The organism is Variovorax sp. YR266 (assembly GCF_900107295.1).
GTDB lineage: Bacteria > Pseudomonadota > Gammaproteobacteria > Burkholderiales > Burkholderiaceae_C > Variovorax.
The window spans coordinates 407016-424894 of sequence record NZ_FNPM01000001.1 but is presented as its reverse complement, the minus strand read 5'-3'; the positions used below and the strand labels follow the sequence as shown (position 1 = coordinate 424894).

Sequence of the window (17879 nt, the reverse complement as noted above, 5' to 3'; positions counted from 1 at the left end):
TTGTCTCAGGGAAGGGCTTTATCGGCCTCTGTGGTGAACGCGTCGGCAAAAAATTCTTCTTCGGGCAGGTCCGCCAGCGCCACGTAGTCGCGCTTGGCCGAGTCGACCACGATGGGTGCGCCGCAGGCATAGACCTGGTGGCCCGACAGGTCGGCGAAGTCTTCGAGCACGGCCTGGTGAACGAAGCCGGTGCGGCCGGTCCAGTTGTCTTCGGGCGTGGCGTTGGAGATGACGGGCACGTAGCGCAGGTTCGGCATCTGCGTCACCTGCTCGCGTACCCAGGCGTCCATGTACAGGTCTTCCGGCCGGCGGCCGCCCCAGTAGAGCGTGGCGGGCCGGTCGATGGCCTTGAACTGCATGTGCTCCAGCAGCGCCTTGATCGGCGCGAAGCCCGTGCCCGAGGCCAGCAGGATCATCGGCTTGGCGGAGTCCTCGCGCAGGAAGAAGCTGCCGAAGGGGCCTTCGATGCGCAGGATTTCCTTTTCCTTCATCGTGCCGAACACATGGTCGGTGAACTTGCCGCCGGGCAAGTGCCGCAGATGCAGTTCGATGCCCGTGCCGGGCTCGCCCAGCGTGTGCGGCGCATTGGCCATCGAGTAGCTGCGGCGCGCGCCGTCGCGCAGGATGAATTCCACATACTGGCCGGCGTAGAACTGCAGCGGCTCGCCAGCCGGCAGCTGCAGGCGCACCATCATCACGTCGTGCGACTGGCGGGTGAGGGCCAGCACCCGCACCGGCATCTTGCGGATCGGCAGCGCTCCGGCCTCCGTGACCTGCCGCGATTCGAGCACCACGTCGCTCCTGGCGTGCGCGCAGCAGGTCAGCACGTAGCCGGCGAGCTGTTCCTCGGCGCTCAGGGCTTTGCTCTGGTGCGGGCCGAGGGTGACCTCGCCTGAGAGCTTCTTGCACTTGCACGAGCCGCAGGCGCCGTCCTTGCAGCCATAGGGAAGGCCGATGCCCTGGCGGATGCCGGCCGCGAGGATGGTTTCGTCGCCGTGGACCACGAAATGGCGTCCGCTGGGTTCGACGTGGATGGAAAAGCCCGCTTCATGCGGCGCTGTAGCAGTCATCGGTATTCTTCGAGGGTGAACTCTGCCCGGGCCGTGCGTAAGACCCGGTGAGCAACTGAATTGGGACAGGAACAGGATTTTGCCTTCAATCAATAGCCCCTCCGGCGCTCTGCCAGCGCGTTTCCGGCGCGAACGCCTGCTGATCGTCGGGTGCGGCGACGTTGGCCAGCGCGTGGCGCGCGACCTGCGCGGCCGCATGCAACTGGTGGCGCTTACTTCGTCGGCCGACCGCGTGGGCGCCCTGCGCACGGCCGGCATCCGCCCGCTGGTGGGCAATCTGGACGACGCAGCAACCCTGCGCCGCCTGGCGGGCATCGCAACGCGGGTGCTGCACCTGGCACCGCCCGCCCGTGACGGTGGCGCTGCCTGGTGGCGCGACCAGCGCACTACTGCACTGGCGCGGGCACTGCGGCTGCGGTCGGTGCCTTCCGCCTTCGTCTACGGCTCGACCAGCGGCGTATACGGCGACTGCGGCGGCGCCCGCGTGAACGAAACCCGCATCGTGCGTCCCGACACCCCACGCTCCCACCGCCGCGTGGACGCCGAACGAGCCGTGCGCTGGCTGGGCCGCAGCGCGGGCGTGCGCGCCAGCATCCTGCGCATTCCGGGCATCTACGCCCCCGACCGCGAAAACGGCACCCCGCGCGGCCGCCTGCAGCGCGGCACGCCCGTGCTGAGGCACGAAGACGACGTCTACACCAGCCACATCCACGCCGACGACCTAGCCCGCGCTTGCGTGGCGGCGCTGTTCCGCGGCAAGCCGCAGCGCATCGTGCATGCCTCGGACGACACCGAACTGCGCATGGGCGACTACGTAGACCTGGCCGCCGACATGTACGGCATGCCCCGCCCGCCGCGAGTGGCCCGTGGCGAGGCCGAGCGGCAACTGCCCCTGCAACTGCTGAGTTTCATGGGGGAATCGCGCCGGCTGGACAACACGCGGCTCAAGCGCGAACTGCGGGTGCGGCTTGCGCACCCGACGGTGCATACGGGGCTGCGCGAGCAGACCGAGCCAAGATAAAGGGGGAAGGGGGAAGGGGGAAGGGGCCCATTCCAGGGACACCGTGGAACCGGCTTCGCCGGGCCACCGGTGTCGCCCCCGGTAGGGGGAAGGCGAAGCGACACGAAGTGCGCGTAGCCTGGGGGCGAGCCAAAGTGTGGTGCCCGGGGCCGGAATCGAACCGGCACACCTTTCGGTGGGGGATTTTGAGTCCCCTGCGTCTACCAATTTCACCACCCGGGCAGGGTTCTGAACGAAGCCCAAAATTATGGCACAGTGGCTGCCATGAATTATCCGACGATCGAAGACGCCATTGGCAAGACCCCCCTGGTCGCCCTGCAACGCATCAACGCCGCAGAAAACGCCAAGCGCGGCAACGTGATTCTCGGCAAGCTCGAAGGCAACAATCCGGCTGGTTCGGTCAAAGACCGGCCGGCCCTCTCGATGATCCGGCGCGCCGAGGAGCGCGGCGAGATCAAGCCCGGCGACACCCTCATCGAAGCCACCTCCGGCAACACCGGCATCGCCCTGGCCATGGCCGCGGCCATCAAGGGCTACCGCATGGTGCTCATCATGCCGGAGGACCTCTCGGTGGAGCGCGCCCAGACCATGAAGGCCTTCGGCGCCGAGCTCGTGCTCACGCCCAAGAGCGGCGGCATGGAATACGCGCGCGACCTCGCCGAGCAGATGGTCGCGCAGGGCAAGGGCCGGGTGCTCGACCAGTTCGCCAACCCCGACAACCCGCGCATCCATTACGAGACCACCGGCCCCGAGATCTGGGCCGACACCAAGGGCAAGGTCACGCACTTCGTGAGCGCCATGGGCACCACCGGCACCATCACCGGCGTCTCGCGCTTCCTGAAAGAGAAGAACCCGGCAGTGCGCATCATCGGTGCGCAGCCGGCCGAGGGTTCGCGCATTCCGGGCATCCGCAAATGGCCTGCGGAGTACATGCCGAAAATCTTCGACCCGAGCCGGGTCGACGAGGAAATCAGCGTGAGCCAGGACGACGCAGAAGAAATGTGCCGGCGCCTCGCGCGCGAAGAGGGCATCTTCGGCGGCATCTCGGCTGCAGGTGCGTTGTGGGCCGCGCTCGAAGTGGCGAAGACGGTGGAGAACGCCACCATCGTGTTCGTTGTCTGCGACCGGGGCGACCGCTACCTTTCTACGGGCGTCTTTCCCGCATAAGCAACGACCGGCAGCAGCGCCCGCTCAAGGCGCTCAGGCAGCCACAAAAAAGAAAAGAGACCCCATGCCCCATCCCAAGTTTTGCCAGGTCTGTGCCACGCCGCTCGAGTGGATCGCGCTGATGGAAGACGGCGGCCCCAAGGAGCGCCTGCGTTGCCCCAACTGTGGCCACACCCACTGGAACAACCCGACCCCCGTGCTCGCGGCCATCGTCGAGTACCGCGGCCAGGTGCTGCTGGCGCGCAATGCGGCATGGCCGGGCAAGATGTTCGCGCTGATCACCGGGTTCATGGAAGCCGGCGAGACGCCCGAGGAAGGCGTTGCGCGCGAGGTGAAAGAAGAAACCAACCTCGACGTCAGCGCAACCAAGCTCGTCGGCGCGTACGACTTCCAGCGAATGAACCAGATCATCATCGCGTACCACGTGGTGGCCGACGGCGACGTGAAGCTCTCGCCCGAACTGGTCGACTACCGCCTCTACGACCTGCCCGATCTCCGGTGCTGGCCCGCCGGCACCGGCTATGCGCTGGCCGACTGGCTGCGCACGCGCGGGCACGAGCCCGTGTTCTTCACCGCCGCGGAAAACGAAGAGCGCCGCCGCGGCCTGAACCTGCCGCCGGAGCCGGGCAATGCAAGTTGACCGCGAGCTCGACACGCGCGGGCTGAACTGTCCACTGCCCATTCTCAAAGCGAAGAAATCGCTCAACGAAATGGCGAGCGGGCAATTGCTGAAGGTGGTGTCGACCGATCCGGGATCGATCCGCGACTTTCAGGCCTTTGCGCGCCAGACGGGCAACGAGCTGATGGAGCAGGAAACCGTCGGCAGCGACTTCATCCACGTGCTCAAGCGCCGCTGACGAAGCAAAAGAAACAAAAGAAACAAAAGAAAAGGGCCGCTACTGCGGCCCTTTGTTCGTGATGACACCTCGAAGCAGAGGCGAGGCAACTACAGCTTCAGGCTCTTGAGGTATTCGCGGAATTCCGCGCCCACTTCGGGGTGCGCCAGCGCCAGTTCCACCGATGCCTGCAGAAAGCCTTCCTTGCTGCCGCAGTCGTAGCGGATGCCCTTGTACGAATAGGCGTAGACCGATTCCTTCTTCATCAGCGCCGCGATGCCGTCGGTCAGCTGGATCTCGCCGCCAGCGCCCTTGGGCTGGTTGCGAATTTCGTCGAACACGCCCGGCGTGAGGATGTAGCGGCCCGCCACGCCCAGGCGCGAGGGCGCGTCTTCGGGCTTAGGCTTCTCGACCATGCGGTTGACCTTTATCAGGCCGTCTTCGACCGCATCGCCGGCCACGATGCCGTAGCGCTTGACGTGCGCGAGCGGCACTTCCTGCACTGCCAGCAGCGAGCCGCCGAGGCGGGCGAAAGCTGCGGTCATTTGCGCCAGCACGGGCTCGCCGCCATCGGGGCCGACCATCAGGTCGTCTGCCAGCAGCACGGCGAAGGGTTCGTTGCCCACCAGGTGTTCGGCGCACAGCACCGCATGGCCCAGGCCCAGCATGCGCGGCTGGCGCACGTAGGAGCAGGTCATGTCGTCGGGCATGACCGAGCGCGCGATGTTGAGCAGGGCGGTCTTGCCGCTGGCCTCGAGCTGGCTTTCGAGCTCGTAGGCGGTGTCGTAGTGATCCTCGATGGCGCGCTTGTTGCGGCCGGTCACGAAGATCATGTCGCGGATGCCCGCGGCGTACGCCTCTTCGACGGCGTACTGGATCAGCGGCTTGTCGACCACCGGCAGCATTTCCTTCGGCTGCGCCTTGGTGGCTGGCAAGAAGCGAGTACCAAAGCCTGCAACGGGGAATACGGCCTTGCGGATGCGGGTCGAGGAAGTGGACATGGGCAGCTCAGCGTCTTTCTTGAAGAGGGGAGTTAGGAGGCGCAGCGGCGCGCAGCCGCTCCTGGAATCCTAAACGCCCTCAAAGCCCTGCGTCTGTCAGCCGAGGCGCACAAGCTGGTCGCGCAAACGCTCCAGAGTGGCCGTGAAGTCAGTCAGACGTTTACGTTCTTGCTCGATCACGGCCGGCGGAGCCTTTGCGACGAAGGCTTCGTTGCTGAGCTTGGCCTCGACTTTGGCCTTCTCGCTTTCGATTCGCTCGATATCCTTCTTGAGTCGCGCGCACTCGGCTTCCTTGTCGATCGGCACGAACAGGCAAACACGCACAGTTCCGACGACAGCCGTAGGCGCAGCTTCGGCGGCTTTTACCCACGAAGCTTCGTCGTCGAACACTTTCACTTCCTTGAGTTTTGCCAGGGCCTGCAGCACTGGCGCGGCGTCGCGCAGGAAAGCCGCGCTTTCCGCATCGTCGGCCACGGCATAGAGCGGCGGGCGCAATGCGGGCGACAGCTTCATTTCTCCGCGCAACGTGCGGCACGCATCGATCAGCGCCTTCAGCCGCGCCACATATGCCTCGGCCGCTTCATCGATCTTCTCCGGCTGGCTCTTCGGATAGGCCGCGATCATGATCGACTCGCCCTCACGTCCTGCAACCTTCGACACCTTCTGCCACAGCTCTTCCGTGATGAACGGAATCACCGGGTGTGCCAGGCGCAGCAGCGTTTCGAGCGTGCGGATCAGCGTGCGGCGCGTGGCGCGCTTCTGCGAATCGTCGCCGGTCTGGATCTGCACCTTGGCGATTTCCAGATACCAGTCGCAGAACTCGTCCCAGGCGAACTGGTAGATCGCATTGGCCACGTTGTCGAGGCGGTATTCCTCGAAGCCCTTGGCCACTTCGGCCTCCACGCGCTGCAGTTGCGACACGATCCAGTAGTCGGCGCGGCTGAATTTCAGGTAGCCATGCGCCGGGCCGCCGACCTTGCACTCTTCCTTCGTGTGCTCCAGCAGGCCGCAGTCCTGGCCTTCGCAATTCATCAGCACGAAGCGCGTGGCGTTCCACAGCTTGTTGCAGAAGTTGCGATATCCCTCGCAACGCTTCGAATCGAAGTTGATGCTGCGGCCCAGCGAAGCCAGCGAAGCGAAGGTAAAGCGCAGCGCATCGGCGCCAAAGGCCGGAATGCCGTCCGGAAACTCCTTCTGCGTGTTCTTGCGCACCGCAGGCGCCGTCTCGGGCTTGCGCAGGCCTTGCGTGCGCTTGTCGAGCAGCTCGGGCAGCTGGATGCCGTCGATCAGGTCCACCGGGTCCAGCACGTTGCCTTCGGACTTGCTCATCTTCTTGCCCTGCGCGTCGCGCACCAGGCCGTGGATGTACACGTGCTTGAAGGGCACCTTGCCGATGAAGTGCTTGGTCATCATGATCATCCGGGCGACCCAGAAGAAGATGATGTCGTAGCCCGTCACCAGCACGGTCGAGGGCAGGTACAGGTCGAGGTCCTGCGTCTTCGCGGGCCAGCCGAGCGAAGAGAAGGGCACCAGCGCCGACGAGTACCAGGTGTCGAGCACGTCCTCGTCGCGCACGAGCTTCTTGCCCGGCGCCTTGGTCTGTGCGTCGGCTTCGTTCTCGGCCACGTAAACGTTGCCGTCCTCGTCGTACCAGGCCGGGATCTGGTGGCCCCACCACAGCTGGCGCGAGATGGTCCAGTCCTGGATGTTCTCCATCCAGTGGTTGTAGGTGTTGACCCAGTTCTCGGGCACGAAGCGCACTTCGCCCGACTTCACCACGTCGATGGCCTTCTGCGCGATCGACTGGCCGTCGGCGCCGGGGCGCGTCATGGCCACGTACCACTGGTCGGTGAGCATCGGCTCGACGATGGCGCCCGAGCGCGCGCAGCGCGGCACCATCAGCTTGTGCTTCTTCACCTCGACGAGCAGGCCCAGCGCGTCGAGGTCGGCCACGATGGCCTTGCGCGCCACGAAGCGGTCGAGGCCTCGGTACTTCTCGGGTGCGTTGTCGTTGATGGTCGCGTCCAGCGTCAGCACACCGATCATCTCGAGCTTGTGGCGCTGGCCGACTGCGTAGTCGTTGTAGTCGTGGGCGGGCGTGACCTTCACCACGCCGGTGCCGAACTCCTTGTCGACGTAGTCGTCGGCAATGATCGGAATCAGCCGGCCCACCAGCGGCAGCTTCACGCGCTGGCCGATCAGGTGCTTGTAGCGCTCGTCTTCCGGGTGGACCATCACGGCCGTGTCGCCGAGCATGGTTTCGGGCCGGGTGGTGGCCACGGTCAGCGTGCCGCTGCCGTCTTCCAGCGGGTAGGCGATGTGCCAGAGCGAGCCGTCTTCTTCTTCGCTCTCGACTTCGAGATCGCTCACCGAGGTCTTGAGCACCGGGTCCCAGTTGCCCAGGCGCTTGCCGCGGTAGATGAGGCCCTCTTCGTACAGCTTCACGAAGGTTTGCGTCACGACCGCCGAGAGGTCGTCGTCCATCGTGAAGTATTCGCGGCTCCAGTCCACCGTGTCGCCCATGCGGCGCATCTGCTCGGTGATGGTGTTGCCCGATTTTTCTTTCCACTCCCACACGCGCGCCACGAAGTTCTTGCGGCCCAGGTCATGGCGGCTGACCTTCTGCTCCTGCAGCTGGCGTTCCACCACGATCTGCGTTGCGATGCCCGCATGGTCGGTGCCCGGCACCCACAGCGTGTTGTCGCCCTTCATGCGGTGATACCGCGTGAGGCTGTCCATGATCGTCTGGTTGAACGCATGGCCCATGTGCAGCGTGCCCGTCACGTTGGGCGGCGGCAGCTGGATCGCGAACGACTCGGCGCCTTCCTTGGGTTGCTGCGTGCCGCGGAAGCCGGCCTTGGCATAGCCGCGCTTCTCCCATTCCGGGCCCCAGTGCGCCTCGATGGCGGCGGGTTCGAACGATTTCGACAGGCTGTCGAGGCCGGGCTGGGCGGAAGGGGTGATGGGTTCGCTCATGGGAAATGCAGAACGGCCCTTCAGGGAGCCGTTGGGGGACAGGGTGGGATAGCCCGCGATTTTACCGGGGCGGCCTGGCGTCACGGCAGCCACTGATAATTCCGGGATGCTCTTCCTGCTTTCCCCTGCAAAGTCGCTCGATTACGACACCCCGCTCCCCTCCGAACTCCCCGCCACCCAACCCCATTTCGAGTCTCCGCGCGGCCCTTCGGTCGAGCTGATCAAGCTGCTGCGCGAGAAGTCGCCCCAGCAGATTTCTGAACTCATGCACCTGTCGGACAAGCTCTCGGCCCTGAACGTGGCCCGCTACGAGGCCTGGTCCAGCAAGAGCAGCGCGAAGAACGCCCGCCAGGCCGCCTTCGCCTTCGACGGCGACGTCTACGGCGGCCTCGACGCCCGCACCCTCACCAGGGTGCAGCTCGACTGGGCGCAAGACCATGTCTGCATCCTCAGCGGCCTCTACGGCCTGCTGCGCCCGCTCGACCTGCTGCAGCCCTACCGCCTCGAAATGGGCACCTCGCTCGCCAACCGCCACGGCAAGGACCTGTACGCCTTCTGGGGCTCGCGCATCGCCGAGCACCTGAACGAGCGCCTGGCGGCCGATCGCACCCCGGTGGTCGTCAACGTCGCCTCGCAGGAGTACTTCAAGTCGGTCGACAAGAAGGTGCTCAAGGCCCGTGTGGTCGAATGCGTGTTCGAGGAGTGGAAGGGCGACAAGTACAAGATCGTGAGCTTCTTCGCCAAGCGTGCTCGCGGGCTGCTGGCGCGCTGGGCCGTGCAGCACAAGGCGGCCACGCCCAAGGCACTGGAAAAGTTCGACCTCGAGGGTTATGGTTTCGACGCTCAGGTGTCAACCGCCGAAAGGCTGGTGTTCAGGAGAAAAGTCTGATGTCCCAACCAATCAGTCCGGAACTGCGCGAGTGGCTGGTGGCCCAGCTCGCGGCCGGGCACTCGGTGCCGGCGCTGCGTGCGTCCATGCGCGCGGCCGGCTGGCACGATGCCGCCGCCGACACGGCGCTGGCCCAGCTCGAAGCCGGCTTCCCCAACATGGAAGTGGCCTTGCCGCCCGTGCACACGGAAATGCCCGGCCCCGACCTCGATGGCGCGCCGCTGCACCTCGACGCAGGCGACCGCCGCGTGCAGGTGCTGCAGACCATGCGGCATCCGCGTGTCATCGTCTTCGGCAACCTGCTGTCTGGCGAAGAGTGCGAAGGTCTGATCGCCGCTGCGCGCGTGCGGCTCGCGCGCTCGCTCACCGTGGAGACGCGCACCGGCGGCGAGGTACTCAACGTCGATCGCACCAGCGACGGCATGTTCTTCGAACGTGGCGAGAACGAGATCGTCGCGCGCCTGGAGCAGCGCATCGCAGCGCTGCTGCGCTGGCCGCTCGAATTCGGCGAAGGCCTGCAGATCCTGCGCTATGCCCCCGGCGCGCAGTACCGCCCGCACTACGACTACTTCGACCCGAACGAGCCGGGCACGCCCACCATCCTCAAGCGCGGCGGCCAGCGCGTCGCCACGCTCGTGATGTACCTGCAGGAGCCCGAGGGCGGCGGTGCCACCACTTTCCCCGACGTGGGCCTCGAAGTGGCGCCCGTGCGCGGCTGCGGCGTGTTCTTCAGCTACGACCGGCCCGACCCCGTCACCCGCACCCTGCACGGCGGCGCGCCGGTGCTGGCGGGCGAAAAGTGGGTTGCCACCAAGTGGCTGCGCGAGCGCGAGTTCAAGTAGAAGACCAGAGAAAGAAGACCAGGGAACCAATGAAAGTCACCGCCAACGGGCTGCAGATCGAAGTCGACGACACCGGAGGCGAAGGGCGCCCTGTCATTCTGCTCATCATGGGCCTGGGCATGCAGCTGGTGGCCTGGCCCACCGGCTTCGTGCAGCAACTGGTGGAGGCGGGCTTTCGCGTGGTGCGCCACGACAACCGCGACATCGGCCTGAGCCAGGGCTTCGACCACGCAGGCGTCGGCAACCTGGTGTGGGAAACGATTCGCCACCGCCTCGGCCTGAAGGTGCGCTCGGCCTACAGCCTGCAGGACATGACCCTCGATTCGCTCGGCGTGCTCGACGCACTGGGCATAGCCAAGGCCCACATCGTCGGCGCCTCCATGGGCGGCATGATCGCCCAGCGCCTGGCCGCCAGCGCGCCGCAACGCGCGACCAGCCTCGTGAGCATCATGAGTTCGAGTGGTGCGCGCGGCCTGCCCGGGCCGCGCCGCGAAGTCACTTCCATGCTCATGCGCCGTCCGTCGGGCAGCAGCGAGGCCGAACTGGTCGCGCACAGCATCAGGCTGCTGCGGCTCATCCAGAGCCCCGCCTATCCGCAAAGCGATGAAGACCTGGCCGAGCGCCTCACCTTCAGCATGCGGCGCTCGTACCACCCGGCCGGCCTGATGCGCCAGATGCTGGCCATCGGCGCCGATGCCGACCGCCCCCAGGTGCTGCCGCGCATCCAGTCGCCCACGCTGGTGCTGCACGGCGATGCCGATGCGCTCGTACCCATCGCCTGCGGCGAGGACACGGCCAAACGCATTCCGGGCTCGAAATTCGTCCCCGTTCCCGGCATGGGCCATGACCTGCCGCCCGAGGTGTGCACCATCCTCGCCAACCACATTGCTCCGTTCGCGCACGCGGCGGAATCCAGAGAAGCCAAGCCATGAGCCACGACCCGACGAACCCCAACACGCCCGAGCAATCGCAACTCGGCCGCGCCTCGGCCTACGCCGACCACTACGACCCCACGCTGCTGTTTCCCATCGCGCGCGCCACGCAGCGCGAGGCCATGGGCATCAAGACCGGCGCGCTGCCGTTCTTCGGCGCCGACCTCTGGACCGCCTTCGAAGTGAGCTGGCTCAACCTGCGCGGCAAGCCGCAACTGGCCATCGCGCACTTCACCATTCCGTGCGAGACGCCCAACATCATCGAGAGCAAGAGCTTCAAGCTCTACCTCAACAGCTTCAACAACAGCCAGTTCGCGAGCATCGACGCGGTGCGCGAGCGCCTGCGCGCCGACCTGTCGGAGGCCGCATGGCGCGGCAGCGACCAGTCGGCCGGCATCGGCGTGAATCTGCTGGCGCCCGACATGTTCGACCGCGAGCCGGTGCACGAACTCGACGGCCTCGACCTCGACCGCCTCGACATCGAGTGCACCCACTACCAGCCCGCCCCCGAGCTGCTGAGCAGCGACGCCACGCAGGTGCACGTGAACGAAACCCTCACCAGCCGCCTGCTCAAGAGCAACTGCCTCGTCACCGGCCAGCCCGACTGGGGCAGCGTGCAGATCCGCTACAGCGGCCCGCCCATCGACCAGGCCGGGCTGCTGGCGTACATCGTGAGCTTTCGCAACCACAACGAATTCCACGAGCCCTGCGCCGAGCGCATGTTCACGGACATCTGGAGCCGCTGCAAGCCGACCAAGCTCATGGTGTATGCGCGCTACACGCGTCGTGGCGGGCTGGACATCAATCCGTTCCGTACGAGCTGGCCGCAGGCGCTGCCGTTGAATATCCGCACGGCGCGGCAGTAAGCCGAAGCAGCCCTTAAGCCCCTCTTCGGAAACCCGAAACCCGCTCCTGCCCCGCCTGTGGCATTCTGAAATTCGCCCGCGAACCCGCGAGCGGAACATCCGGAGCAGAGACAAACATGGTTGAAGGAAAAGTGGTCGTCGTCACGGGCGCGGGCGGCGGCATCGGGCGCGACATTGCGCTGGCCATGGCGGCCCACGGTGCGAAGGTGGTGGTCAACGACATCGGCGCCGCGCTCGATGGCGCACTCGACGCCGAAGGCGGCGGCCCAACCCGCAGCGCAGGCCCGGCCCAGCAGGTGGCCGACGAGATCCGCGCGGCCGGCGGGCAGGCTGTTCCCAACGCCGACAACGTGGCCGACGCCGCCAGCGCGGCACGCATCGTGCAGTGCGCGGTCGACAGCTTCGGGCGCATCGACGTGGTAGTCAACAACGCCGGCATCCTGCGCGACCGCTTCTTCCACAAGATGTCGGTCGACGAGTGGGACTCGGTGCTCAAGGTGCACCTGTACGGCTCCTACTACGTGAGCCGCGCGGCAGCCACGCATTTCAAGGAGCAGAACTCGGGCGCGCTGGTGCACATGACCTCGACCTCGGGCCTCATCGGCAACTTCGGCCAGGCCAACTATTCGGCCGCCAAGCTCGGCATCGTGGCGCTGTCGAAGTCGATTGCACTCGACATGCAGAAATTCAACGTGCGCTCCAATTGCATCGCACCCTTTGCCTGGAGCCGCATGATCGGCGCCATTCCCACCGACACCGACGAGCAGCGCGCCCGCGTCGACAAGATCAAGCAGATGACGCCCGCCAAGGTCGCGCCGCTCGCCGTCTACCTTGCGAGCGATGCGGCTGGCGGGGTCAACGGCCAGATCTTTTCGGTGCGCAACAACGAGATCTCGCTCATCAGCCAGCCGCGCCCGGTGCGCTCCATCCACCGCTCCGAAGGCTGGACGCCGCAGAGCATCGCCGAGCACGCCATGCCCGCAATGCGCGCCAGCTTCTTCCCGCTGGACCGCTCGGCCGACGTGTTCAGCTGGGACCCGGTCTGAGGAGAAACCCGCAAGAGGGTACGCACGGCACCATTCGCCGGACAATGCGCGTTCCCTTCCTCTTTGATGCCCGCGCCCGGTGAACCTGCACTTCGACCTGTTCGACCTGAAACTGTTCGTCTATGTGGCGGACGCGCGCAGCCTCACGCGCGGCGCCGAGAAGGCCTGCATCTCGCTGGCCGCCGCCTCCACCCGCATCAAGCAGATGGAAGAGGCCGTGGGAGGCAAGCTGTTGCACCGCAGCGCGCAGGGCGTGAGCCTCACTGCCGCGGGGCAGGCGGTGCTGTACCACGCCAAGCGCGTGATGCAGCAGATGGAGCACCTGCGCTGCGACATGCAGGACTTCGGCAAGGGCATCAAGGGCCATGTGCGCGTGTTCGCCAACACCACCTCGATTACCGAGTACCTGCCGCAGAAGCTCGCGGGCTTTCTCACGCAGCACCCGGCCGTGCAGGTCGACCTGCGCGAATACCTGAGCGAAGAGATCGTGCGCGCGGTGGCCGACGGCGAGGCCGACATCGGCATCCTCGCCGGCGACGTGCACACGGGCGACTTCGATGCACGGCCGTTCGGCAGCAACCAGCTCGTGCTGGTCGTGCCCACCACGCACCACCTCGCGGGCGCGTCTTCAGTGGCCTTTGCCGATACGCTCGACGAGCAGCACGTGGGCCTGCACCACGGCAGCGCCATCCACCGCTTCCTGCAGCGCCGCGCCGAGCTGGCGGGGCGGGGCTTCAACCCGCGCATCCAGGTCAGCAGCTTCGAGGCCATCTGCCTGATGATCGAAGCGGGCGTGGGGGTTGGCGTGCTGCCTGCGTCTTCCGCGCAAAGGCTGTCGATGGCGATGCGCATCTCGACCGTGGCGCTCAGCGATGCCTGGGCCGAGCGCGAGCTGAAGCTGATCGCGCGCAACCGCGAGCAGCTGCCAGCCTCGGCGCGCGAGCTGTTCGACCACCTCGTCGCGCATTGAGGGCGCGGCCATCATGTCCGCCGACCTGAAGTCGCTGCGCCTGTTCGTGGCCGTGGCCGATCACGGCAGCATCAGCGAGGGCGCCAAGCGCTGCCATATCGCGCTCGCGGCGGCCAGCAAACGAATCTCCGATCTTGAAGCCCGCGCGCGGCTGCCGCTGCTGGTGCGCCATGCGCGCGGCGTCACGCTCACGTCGGCGGGGCATGGCCTGCTGCTGCATGCGCGCGCGGTGCTCTCGGCCATGGACCGGCTCGGCGCCGAGCTGGACGATTTCCAGAACGGTGTGGCGGGCGTGGTCAGCATCACGGCCAATGCATCGACCATCGCGCAGTTTCTGCCGGCGCAGATCGGCTCCTTCCTGCGGCTGCACCCGGTGCTGAAGATCGACCTGCAGGAGCGCGCCAGCACCGAGGTGGTGAAGGCCGTGCAGGCAGGCCTGGCCGACATCGGCGTGATCGAGGGCAACACGCCCGCCGACGGTCTCGAATGCCTGTCCTACCGCAACGACGAGCTGGCCGTGGTGATCGCACGCGACCACCCACTGGCCCGGCGCAAGCGCATCGGCGTGGACGAGGTGCTGCGCCACGACCATATCGTGGTGCGCGAAGGCACGGCCCTGCACCGCGTGCTGCTGGCCGCTGCGCTGGAGGCGCAGGTGCCGCTCAAGGTGCGCATGCAGGTGGGCAGCTTCGACATGGTGTGCCGCATGGTGGAGCAGGGCGTGGGCATCGGCGTGCTGCCCTATGCGGCCATCCTGCCGCAGCTGCAGATATTGAAGCTGCGCTGCCTGAAGCTCGATGCGCCCTGGGCCATGCGTCGCCACCTGCTGTGCGTGCGCAGGCAGCAAGATTTGACCGTGGCTGCGCGCTCGGTGCTGGAGCACCTAGGCCGGCCAGACTGAGCACGAGGCTTCGCGCCGCGCGAAGCCTCGCGCCCGCCAAAAACGAATTGTTCTCTCGCGGCCCGCGCGCAAAGATCGCGCAAACCAAAGGAGACACCCTTGAAGATCGTTCGCGTCAGCGCCACGCCGCTGAACATTCCCGTCACCATCGACGTGGTCGGCCTGAACAAGCAGACCTCGCTGTCGCTGTGCCTCACAGAGATCGAGACCGACACCGGCCTCGTCGGCCACGGCATGACTGCCATCACCGAGGAAGAAATCGTTGCCGCAGCCGTGCGCGAGGTGGCGGGCCCCGCGCTGATCGGCGAAGACCCGATGGCCACCGAGCGCCTGTGGGACAAGCTCTACTGGCTGCTCTCGCCGCGCGGCCAGACCGGCTACGCCAGTCATGCCATCGCAGCGCTCGACATCGCGCTGTGGGACATCAAGGCCCGCGCGCTGGGCCAGCCGCTGTGGCGCCTGCTCGGCGGCGCGCGCGCCAAGGTGCCGGTGTACGCCACCTTCGGCTTCGGCTTCTTCGAGCGCGACCAGCTCGCGGCCGCCGCGAAGCTGTGGGTGTCGCAGGGCTTCCAGCGCCTGAAGATGACCGTCGGAAACCACGCGCTCGCGCGCCGCGACGAGCCGCGTCCGCTTGACGAAGTCATCGCCGAAGACGTGCGCCGCGTCGCCGCCGTGCGCGAGGCCGTGGGCCCCGACGTGAAGCTGTACGTCGACGCCAACTGCGGTCTCGACCTGTTCCATGCTACCGAACTCGCACACCGCATCGAGCCCTACGGCATCAGCTTCTTCGAGGAGCCGCTCACGCAGAACGACGTGCGCCAGATGGCACAGCTGCGCGCGCGCACCCGTATTCCGCTCGCCTGCGGCCAGAACGAGGGGCTGGCCTTCCGCTTCCGCGACCTGCTGGTGAACCAGGCAGCCGACGTGCTGCAGCCCAACGTGACCATCTCGGGCGGCTACTCGCAGTGCCTGAAGATCGCGGGCATGGCGCAGGCTTTCAACGTGCCCATCGACAACGGTGGCGCCTGGCCCTTCCACAACATGCATCTGCATGCGGGCGTGTCGAACGGCGGGCTGGTCGAGTACCACTACGTCGCGGTGCAGATGCTCAAGCAGATATTCGACGGCCTGCCGGTGCCCGACCAGGGCTGGCTCACGCTGCCCGAGACACCGGGCCTGGGCTTCGCGCCCAATGCAGAGCGCGTGCGAGAGCTGGCGAAGCTGCCGACCTCGCACGGCAAGGGCAAGGCCTGAGCGGCCAGGCGCTGCCTTCCGTCGACACTTTCCTTCACGACCAGGCCGCGACAGACGGCCGGCGATTCCGACCAAGACAACGGAGACAAGATGAAAGCCAGACAAGCGATTCGACCCGCGCGCCGCCATGCACTGCGCGCAATGGCGGCCCTGGGCCTTGCGGGTGCGTTCACCCTCGCGGCACCCGTGGCCTGGGCCCAGAAGTACCCCGACAAGCCGATTCGCCTCGTGGTCGGCTATTCGGCCGGCGGCGGTGTCGATGCGGTGGCCCGCCTGCTCGGCGTGCGCCTGTCGGCCGTGCTGGGCCAGCAGGTGCTGGTGGAGAACCGCACCGGCGCCACGGGGCTCATCGCGGCCGAGTTCGTCGCCAAGGCGCCGCCCGACGGCTACACGCTGATGATGGGCGACAGCGCCTTGCTCATTGCCAAGCTGCTGCAGCCGAAGATCGGCATCGATCCGCTCACCAGCTTCAAGCCGGTGGCGGGCGCCTTCATCTCGCCGCTGATGATCGTCGCCAACAACGACTTTCCCGCGAAGACGCCGGCCGAGCTGGTGAAGGAGCTCAAGGCCAATGCCTCGCGCTATTCGTATGCCACGTCGGGTGTCGGCACGGTGCAGCATCTGGGCTTCGAGATGCTCAAACAGGCCACCGGCAGTTCGGTGGTGCATGTGCCGTACCGCGGCGCCGCGCAGATCGTGCCGGACGTGATCGGCGGGCAGATTCCTCTTGGCGTGGTGAGCGCGACGGCGGGCATGGCGCAGGCCAAGGCGGGCAAGCTGCGCGCGGTGGCGCTGATGAACACGGCCAAGCTGGAAGGCGCGGAGAGCGTGCCGCCGTTGGCCGATGCGCTGCCGGGGTTCGATGTGGCGCCGCGCATCTTTGTGCTGGCACCCGCGGGCACGCCGAACGATGTGGTCGAGAAGCTGTCGGCTGCGGTGAAGTCGGTGCTCGATACGCCGGAGGCCGGCACGGCTGCCGCGGCGCAGGGCACGCTGCGTGCCTATGCAACGCCTTCGCAGCTTGGGAAGGACATGGCTGCGGAGACTTCTCGGTGGAAGAAGATCATTTCTGATCAGCGCATCGTGGCTGAGGGGAATTGAGTTTTTTTGTTCGTGGGGCGCTCACGCCGACGGGGTACCTTGCTCCGCGAATGTCCCCCGGGGCTTCGCCCCTCCTCCTTTATTTCGCTGCGCAAGGCACCCCGCCGTCGTGATCGTTCAGAGCACTGGTTAATCAGCCGCAAACCGACAGCACGTCCGGTGCACAGGGCGCCGGGTGCTCCCCGCAGCGAAATAAAGGAGGAGGCCGCAGGCCGGGGGACATTCGCGGAGGGGAGTACCCGGTGGCCTGTGCACATACCCCGAAACAAGAGCCAAAAAAAGCATGGAGCCATCGAAATGACCACACCTCACCTGGGCCTGATCGTCCCCCCCGCAGCCGGCGAAGTGCCGGTAGACGGCCCGCTGCTTTACGGCGAACGCATCCGCTTCAGTGCCAAAGGCCTGGGCCTTGGAGAAATCTCGACACGCGGTTATCTCGACGTCATCGACTCCGTGGTCGAGAAAGCCGTGGCGCTCAAGGAGGAGGGCGTGAGCGCGGTCTCGCTCATGGGCACCTCGCTGAGCTTCTTTCGCGGTGCGGCCTTCAACCGGCAACTCGAAGTCGAGATGGCGCGTGCCACTGGATTGCCCTGCACCACCATGAGCAACGCCATCGTCGGCGCACTGCGTCACCTCGGAGTGCGGCGCGTGGCGGTGGCCACCGCGTACATCGACGAAGTCAACCTGCACCTGCGCAAGTACCTGGAACAGAGCGACTTCGAACCCCTCGCGCTCGAAGGCCTTTCCATCTCCGACGTGAAGGCCGTGGGCGAAGTTCCGACGCAGGTGCTGGTCGATCTGTGCCTGAAGGTCTTCGATGCCCAGCCCGGCGCCGACGGCATTCTCATCTCTTGCGGCGGGCTGGTCACGCTCGATGCGGTGCGCGAAGTCGAAGCGCGCCTGCGGGTGCCCGTGGTCTCGAGTTCGCCCGCAGGCTTCTGGGACCTCGTCGGCACCGCCGGGCTCGATCCGCGCGTGCCCGGCCAGGGACGCCTGTTCGCCTGAGC

General features: G+C 66.5%; 17 protein-coding genes and 1 tRNA gene. 14 read left to right on the top strand and 4 right to left on the bottom strand.

The genetic code is table 11. The features are described from left to right. Window positions 1-5: 5 nt before the first annotated feature. Window positions 6-1070, bottom strand: coding sequence for a CDP-6-deoxy-delta-3,4-glucoseen reductase (locus BLW48_RS02010; protein WP_093172339.1), 1065 nt, complete (start codon window positions 1068-1070; stop codon window positions 6-8). A 79-nt stretch (window positions 1071-1149) separates the two neighbouring features. On the opposite strand from BLW48_RS02010, the gene BLW48_RS02005 reads away from it, so the two are divergent. Then, window positions 1150-2091 (top strand): SDR family oxidoreductase, encoded by a 942-nt coding sequence (locus BLW48_RS02005; protein WP_093172337.1) that lies wholly within the window; start codon window positions 1150-1152, stop codon window positions 2089-2091. Between the two features lie 137 nt (window positions 2092-2228). Here the strand turns inward: BLW48_RS02005 and BLW48_RS02000 are convergent. Further along, window positions 2229-2313 (bottom strand) — tRNA-Leu (locus BLW48_RS02000). Between the two features lie 42 nt (window positions 2314-2355). Here BLW48_RS02000 and cysM point away from each other — a divergent pair. From cysM to BLW48_RS01985, 3 genes are all read left to right on the top strand, one after another. After that, a complete protein-coding gene (cysM, locus tag BLW48_RS01995; RefSeq protein ID WP_093049007.1) occupies window positions 2356-3258 on the top strand; it encodes a cysteine synthase CysM in 903 nt (300 codons plus the stop codon). Between the two features lie 64 nt (window positions 3259-3322). Next, on the top strand, window positions 3323-3898 hold the full coding sequence (locus BLW48_RS01990) for an NUDIX domain-containing protein (protein WP_093075741.1): 576 nt from the start codon (window positions 3323-3325) through the stop codon (window positions 3896-3898). Then, window positions 3888-4115, top strand: a complete 228-nt coding sequence (locus BLW48_RS01985) for a sulfurtransferase TusA family protein (protein ID WP_056509850.1) — start codon at window positions 3888-3890, stop codon at window positions 4113-4115. Before BLW48_RS01990 ends, BLW48_RS01985 begins: the two co-directional genes overlap by 11 nt. Before the next feature lie 89 nt (window positions 4116-4204). Here BLW48_RS01985 and galU read toward each other — a convergent pair whose 3' ends face one another. Both galU and BLW48_RS01975 read right to left on the bottom strand, forming a co-directional pair. After that, window positions 4205-5095 (bottom strand): UTP--glucose-1-phosphate uridylyltransferase GalU, encoded by an 891-nt coding sequence (gene galU, locus BLW48_RS01980; RefSeq protein WP_093049016.1) that lies wholly within the window; start codon window positions 5093-5095, stop codon window positions 4205-4207. Window positions 5096-5191: 96 nt separating this feature from the next. Further along, the gene (locus tag BLW48_RS01975; protein WP_093172335.1) at window positions 5192-8071 is read right to left on the bottom strand and encodes a valine--tRNA ligase; all 2880 of its coding nucleotides are present in this window, start codon (window positions 8069-8071) and stop codon (window positions 5192-5194) included. Window positions 8072-8177: 106 nt separating this feature from the next. On the opposite strand from BLW48_RS01975, the gene yaaA reads away from it, so the two are divergent. From yaaA to BLW48_RS01925, 10 genes are all read left to right on the top strand, one after another. After that, window positions 8178-8960 (top strand): peroxide stress protein YaaA, encoded by a 783-nt coding sequence (gene yaaA, locus BLW48_RS01970; RefSeq protein WP_093172333.1) that lies wholly within the window; start codon window positions 8178-8180, stop codon window positions 8958-8960. Further along, the gene (locus tag BLW48_RS01965; RefSeq protein WP_093075735.1) at window positions 8960-9802 is read left to right on the top strand and encodes a 2OG-Fe(II) oxygenase; all 843 of its coding nucleotides are present in this window, start codon (window positions 8960-8962) and stop codon (window positions 9800-9802) included. Before yaaA ends, BLW48_RS01965 begins: the two co-directional genes overlap by 1 nt. 29 nt (window positions 9803-9831) lie before the next feature. Next, a complete protein-coding gene (locus BLW48_RS01960; RefSeq protein WP_093172331.1) occupies window positions 9832-10734 on the top strand; it encodes an alpha/beta fold hydrolase in 903 nt (300 codons plus the stop codon). Continuing rightward, window positions 10731-11600, top strand: coding sequence for an NADPH-dependent 7-cyano-7-deazaguanine reductase QueF (gene queF, locus BLW48_RS01955; protein WP_093172329.1), 870 nt, complete (start codon window positions 10731-10733; stop codon window positions 11598-11600). Before BLW48_RS01960 ends, queF begins: the two co-directional genes overlap by 4 nt. A 116-nt stretch (window positions 11601-11716) precedes the next feature. Then, window positions 11717-12646 (top strand): SDR family NAD(P)-dependent oxidoreductase, encoded by a 930-nt coding sequence (locus BLW48_RS01950; protein ID WP_093172327.1) that lies wholly within the window; start codon window positions 11717-11719, stop codon window positions 12644-12646. Window positions 12647-12725: 79 nt separating this feature from the next. Continuing rightward, complete coding sequence (locus BLW48_RS01945) at window positions 12726-13616, top strand: LysR family transcriptional regulator (RefSeq protein ID WP_093049037.1); 891 nt, start codon at window positions 12726-12728, stop codon at window positions 13614-13616. A 13-nt stretch (window positions 13617-13629) separates the two neighbouring features. Continuing rightward, window positions 13630-14517, top strand: coding sequence for a LysR family transcriptional regulator (locus BLW48_RS01940; protein ID WP_093172325.1), 888 nt, complete (start codon window positions 13630-13632; stop codon window positions 14515-14517). A gap of 99 nt (window positions 14518-14616) precedes the next feature. Then, window positions 14617-15771, top strand: coding sequence for a mandelate racemase/muconate lactonizing enzyme family protein (locus BLW48_RS01935; protein ID WP_093172323.1), 1155 nt, complete (start codon window positions 14617-14619; stop codon window positions 15769-15771). Window positions 15772-15861: 90 nt separating this feature from the next. Then, a complete protein-coding gene (locus BLW48_RS01930) occupies window positions 15862-16872 on the top strand; it encodes a Bug family tripartite tricarboxylate transporter substrate binding protein (protein ID WP_093172321.1) in 1011 nt (336 codons plus the stop codon). A gap of 297 nt (window positions 16873-17169) precedes the next feature. After that, window positions 17170-17877: an arylmalonate decarboxylase gene (locus tag BLW48_RS01925; protein ID WP_093049049.1), complete on the top strand. Its 708-nt coding sequence runs from the start codon at window positions 17170-17172 to the stop codon at window positions 17875-17877. The last annotated feature ends 2 nt before the right edge of the window (window positions 17878-17879 follow it).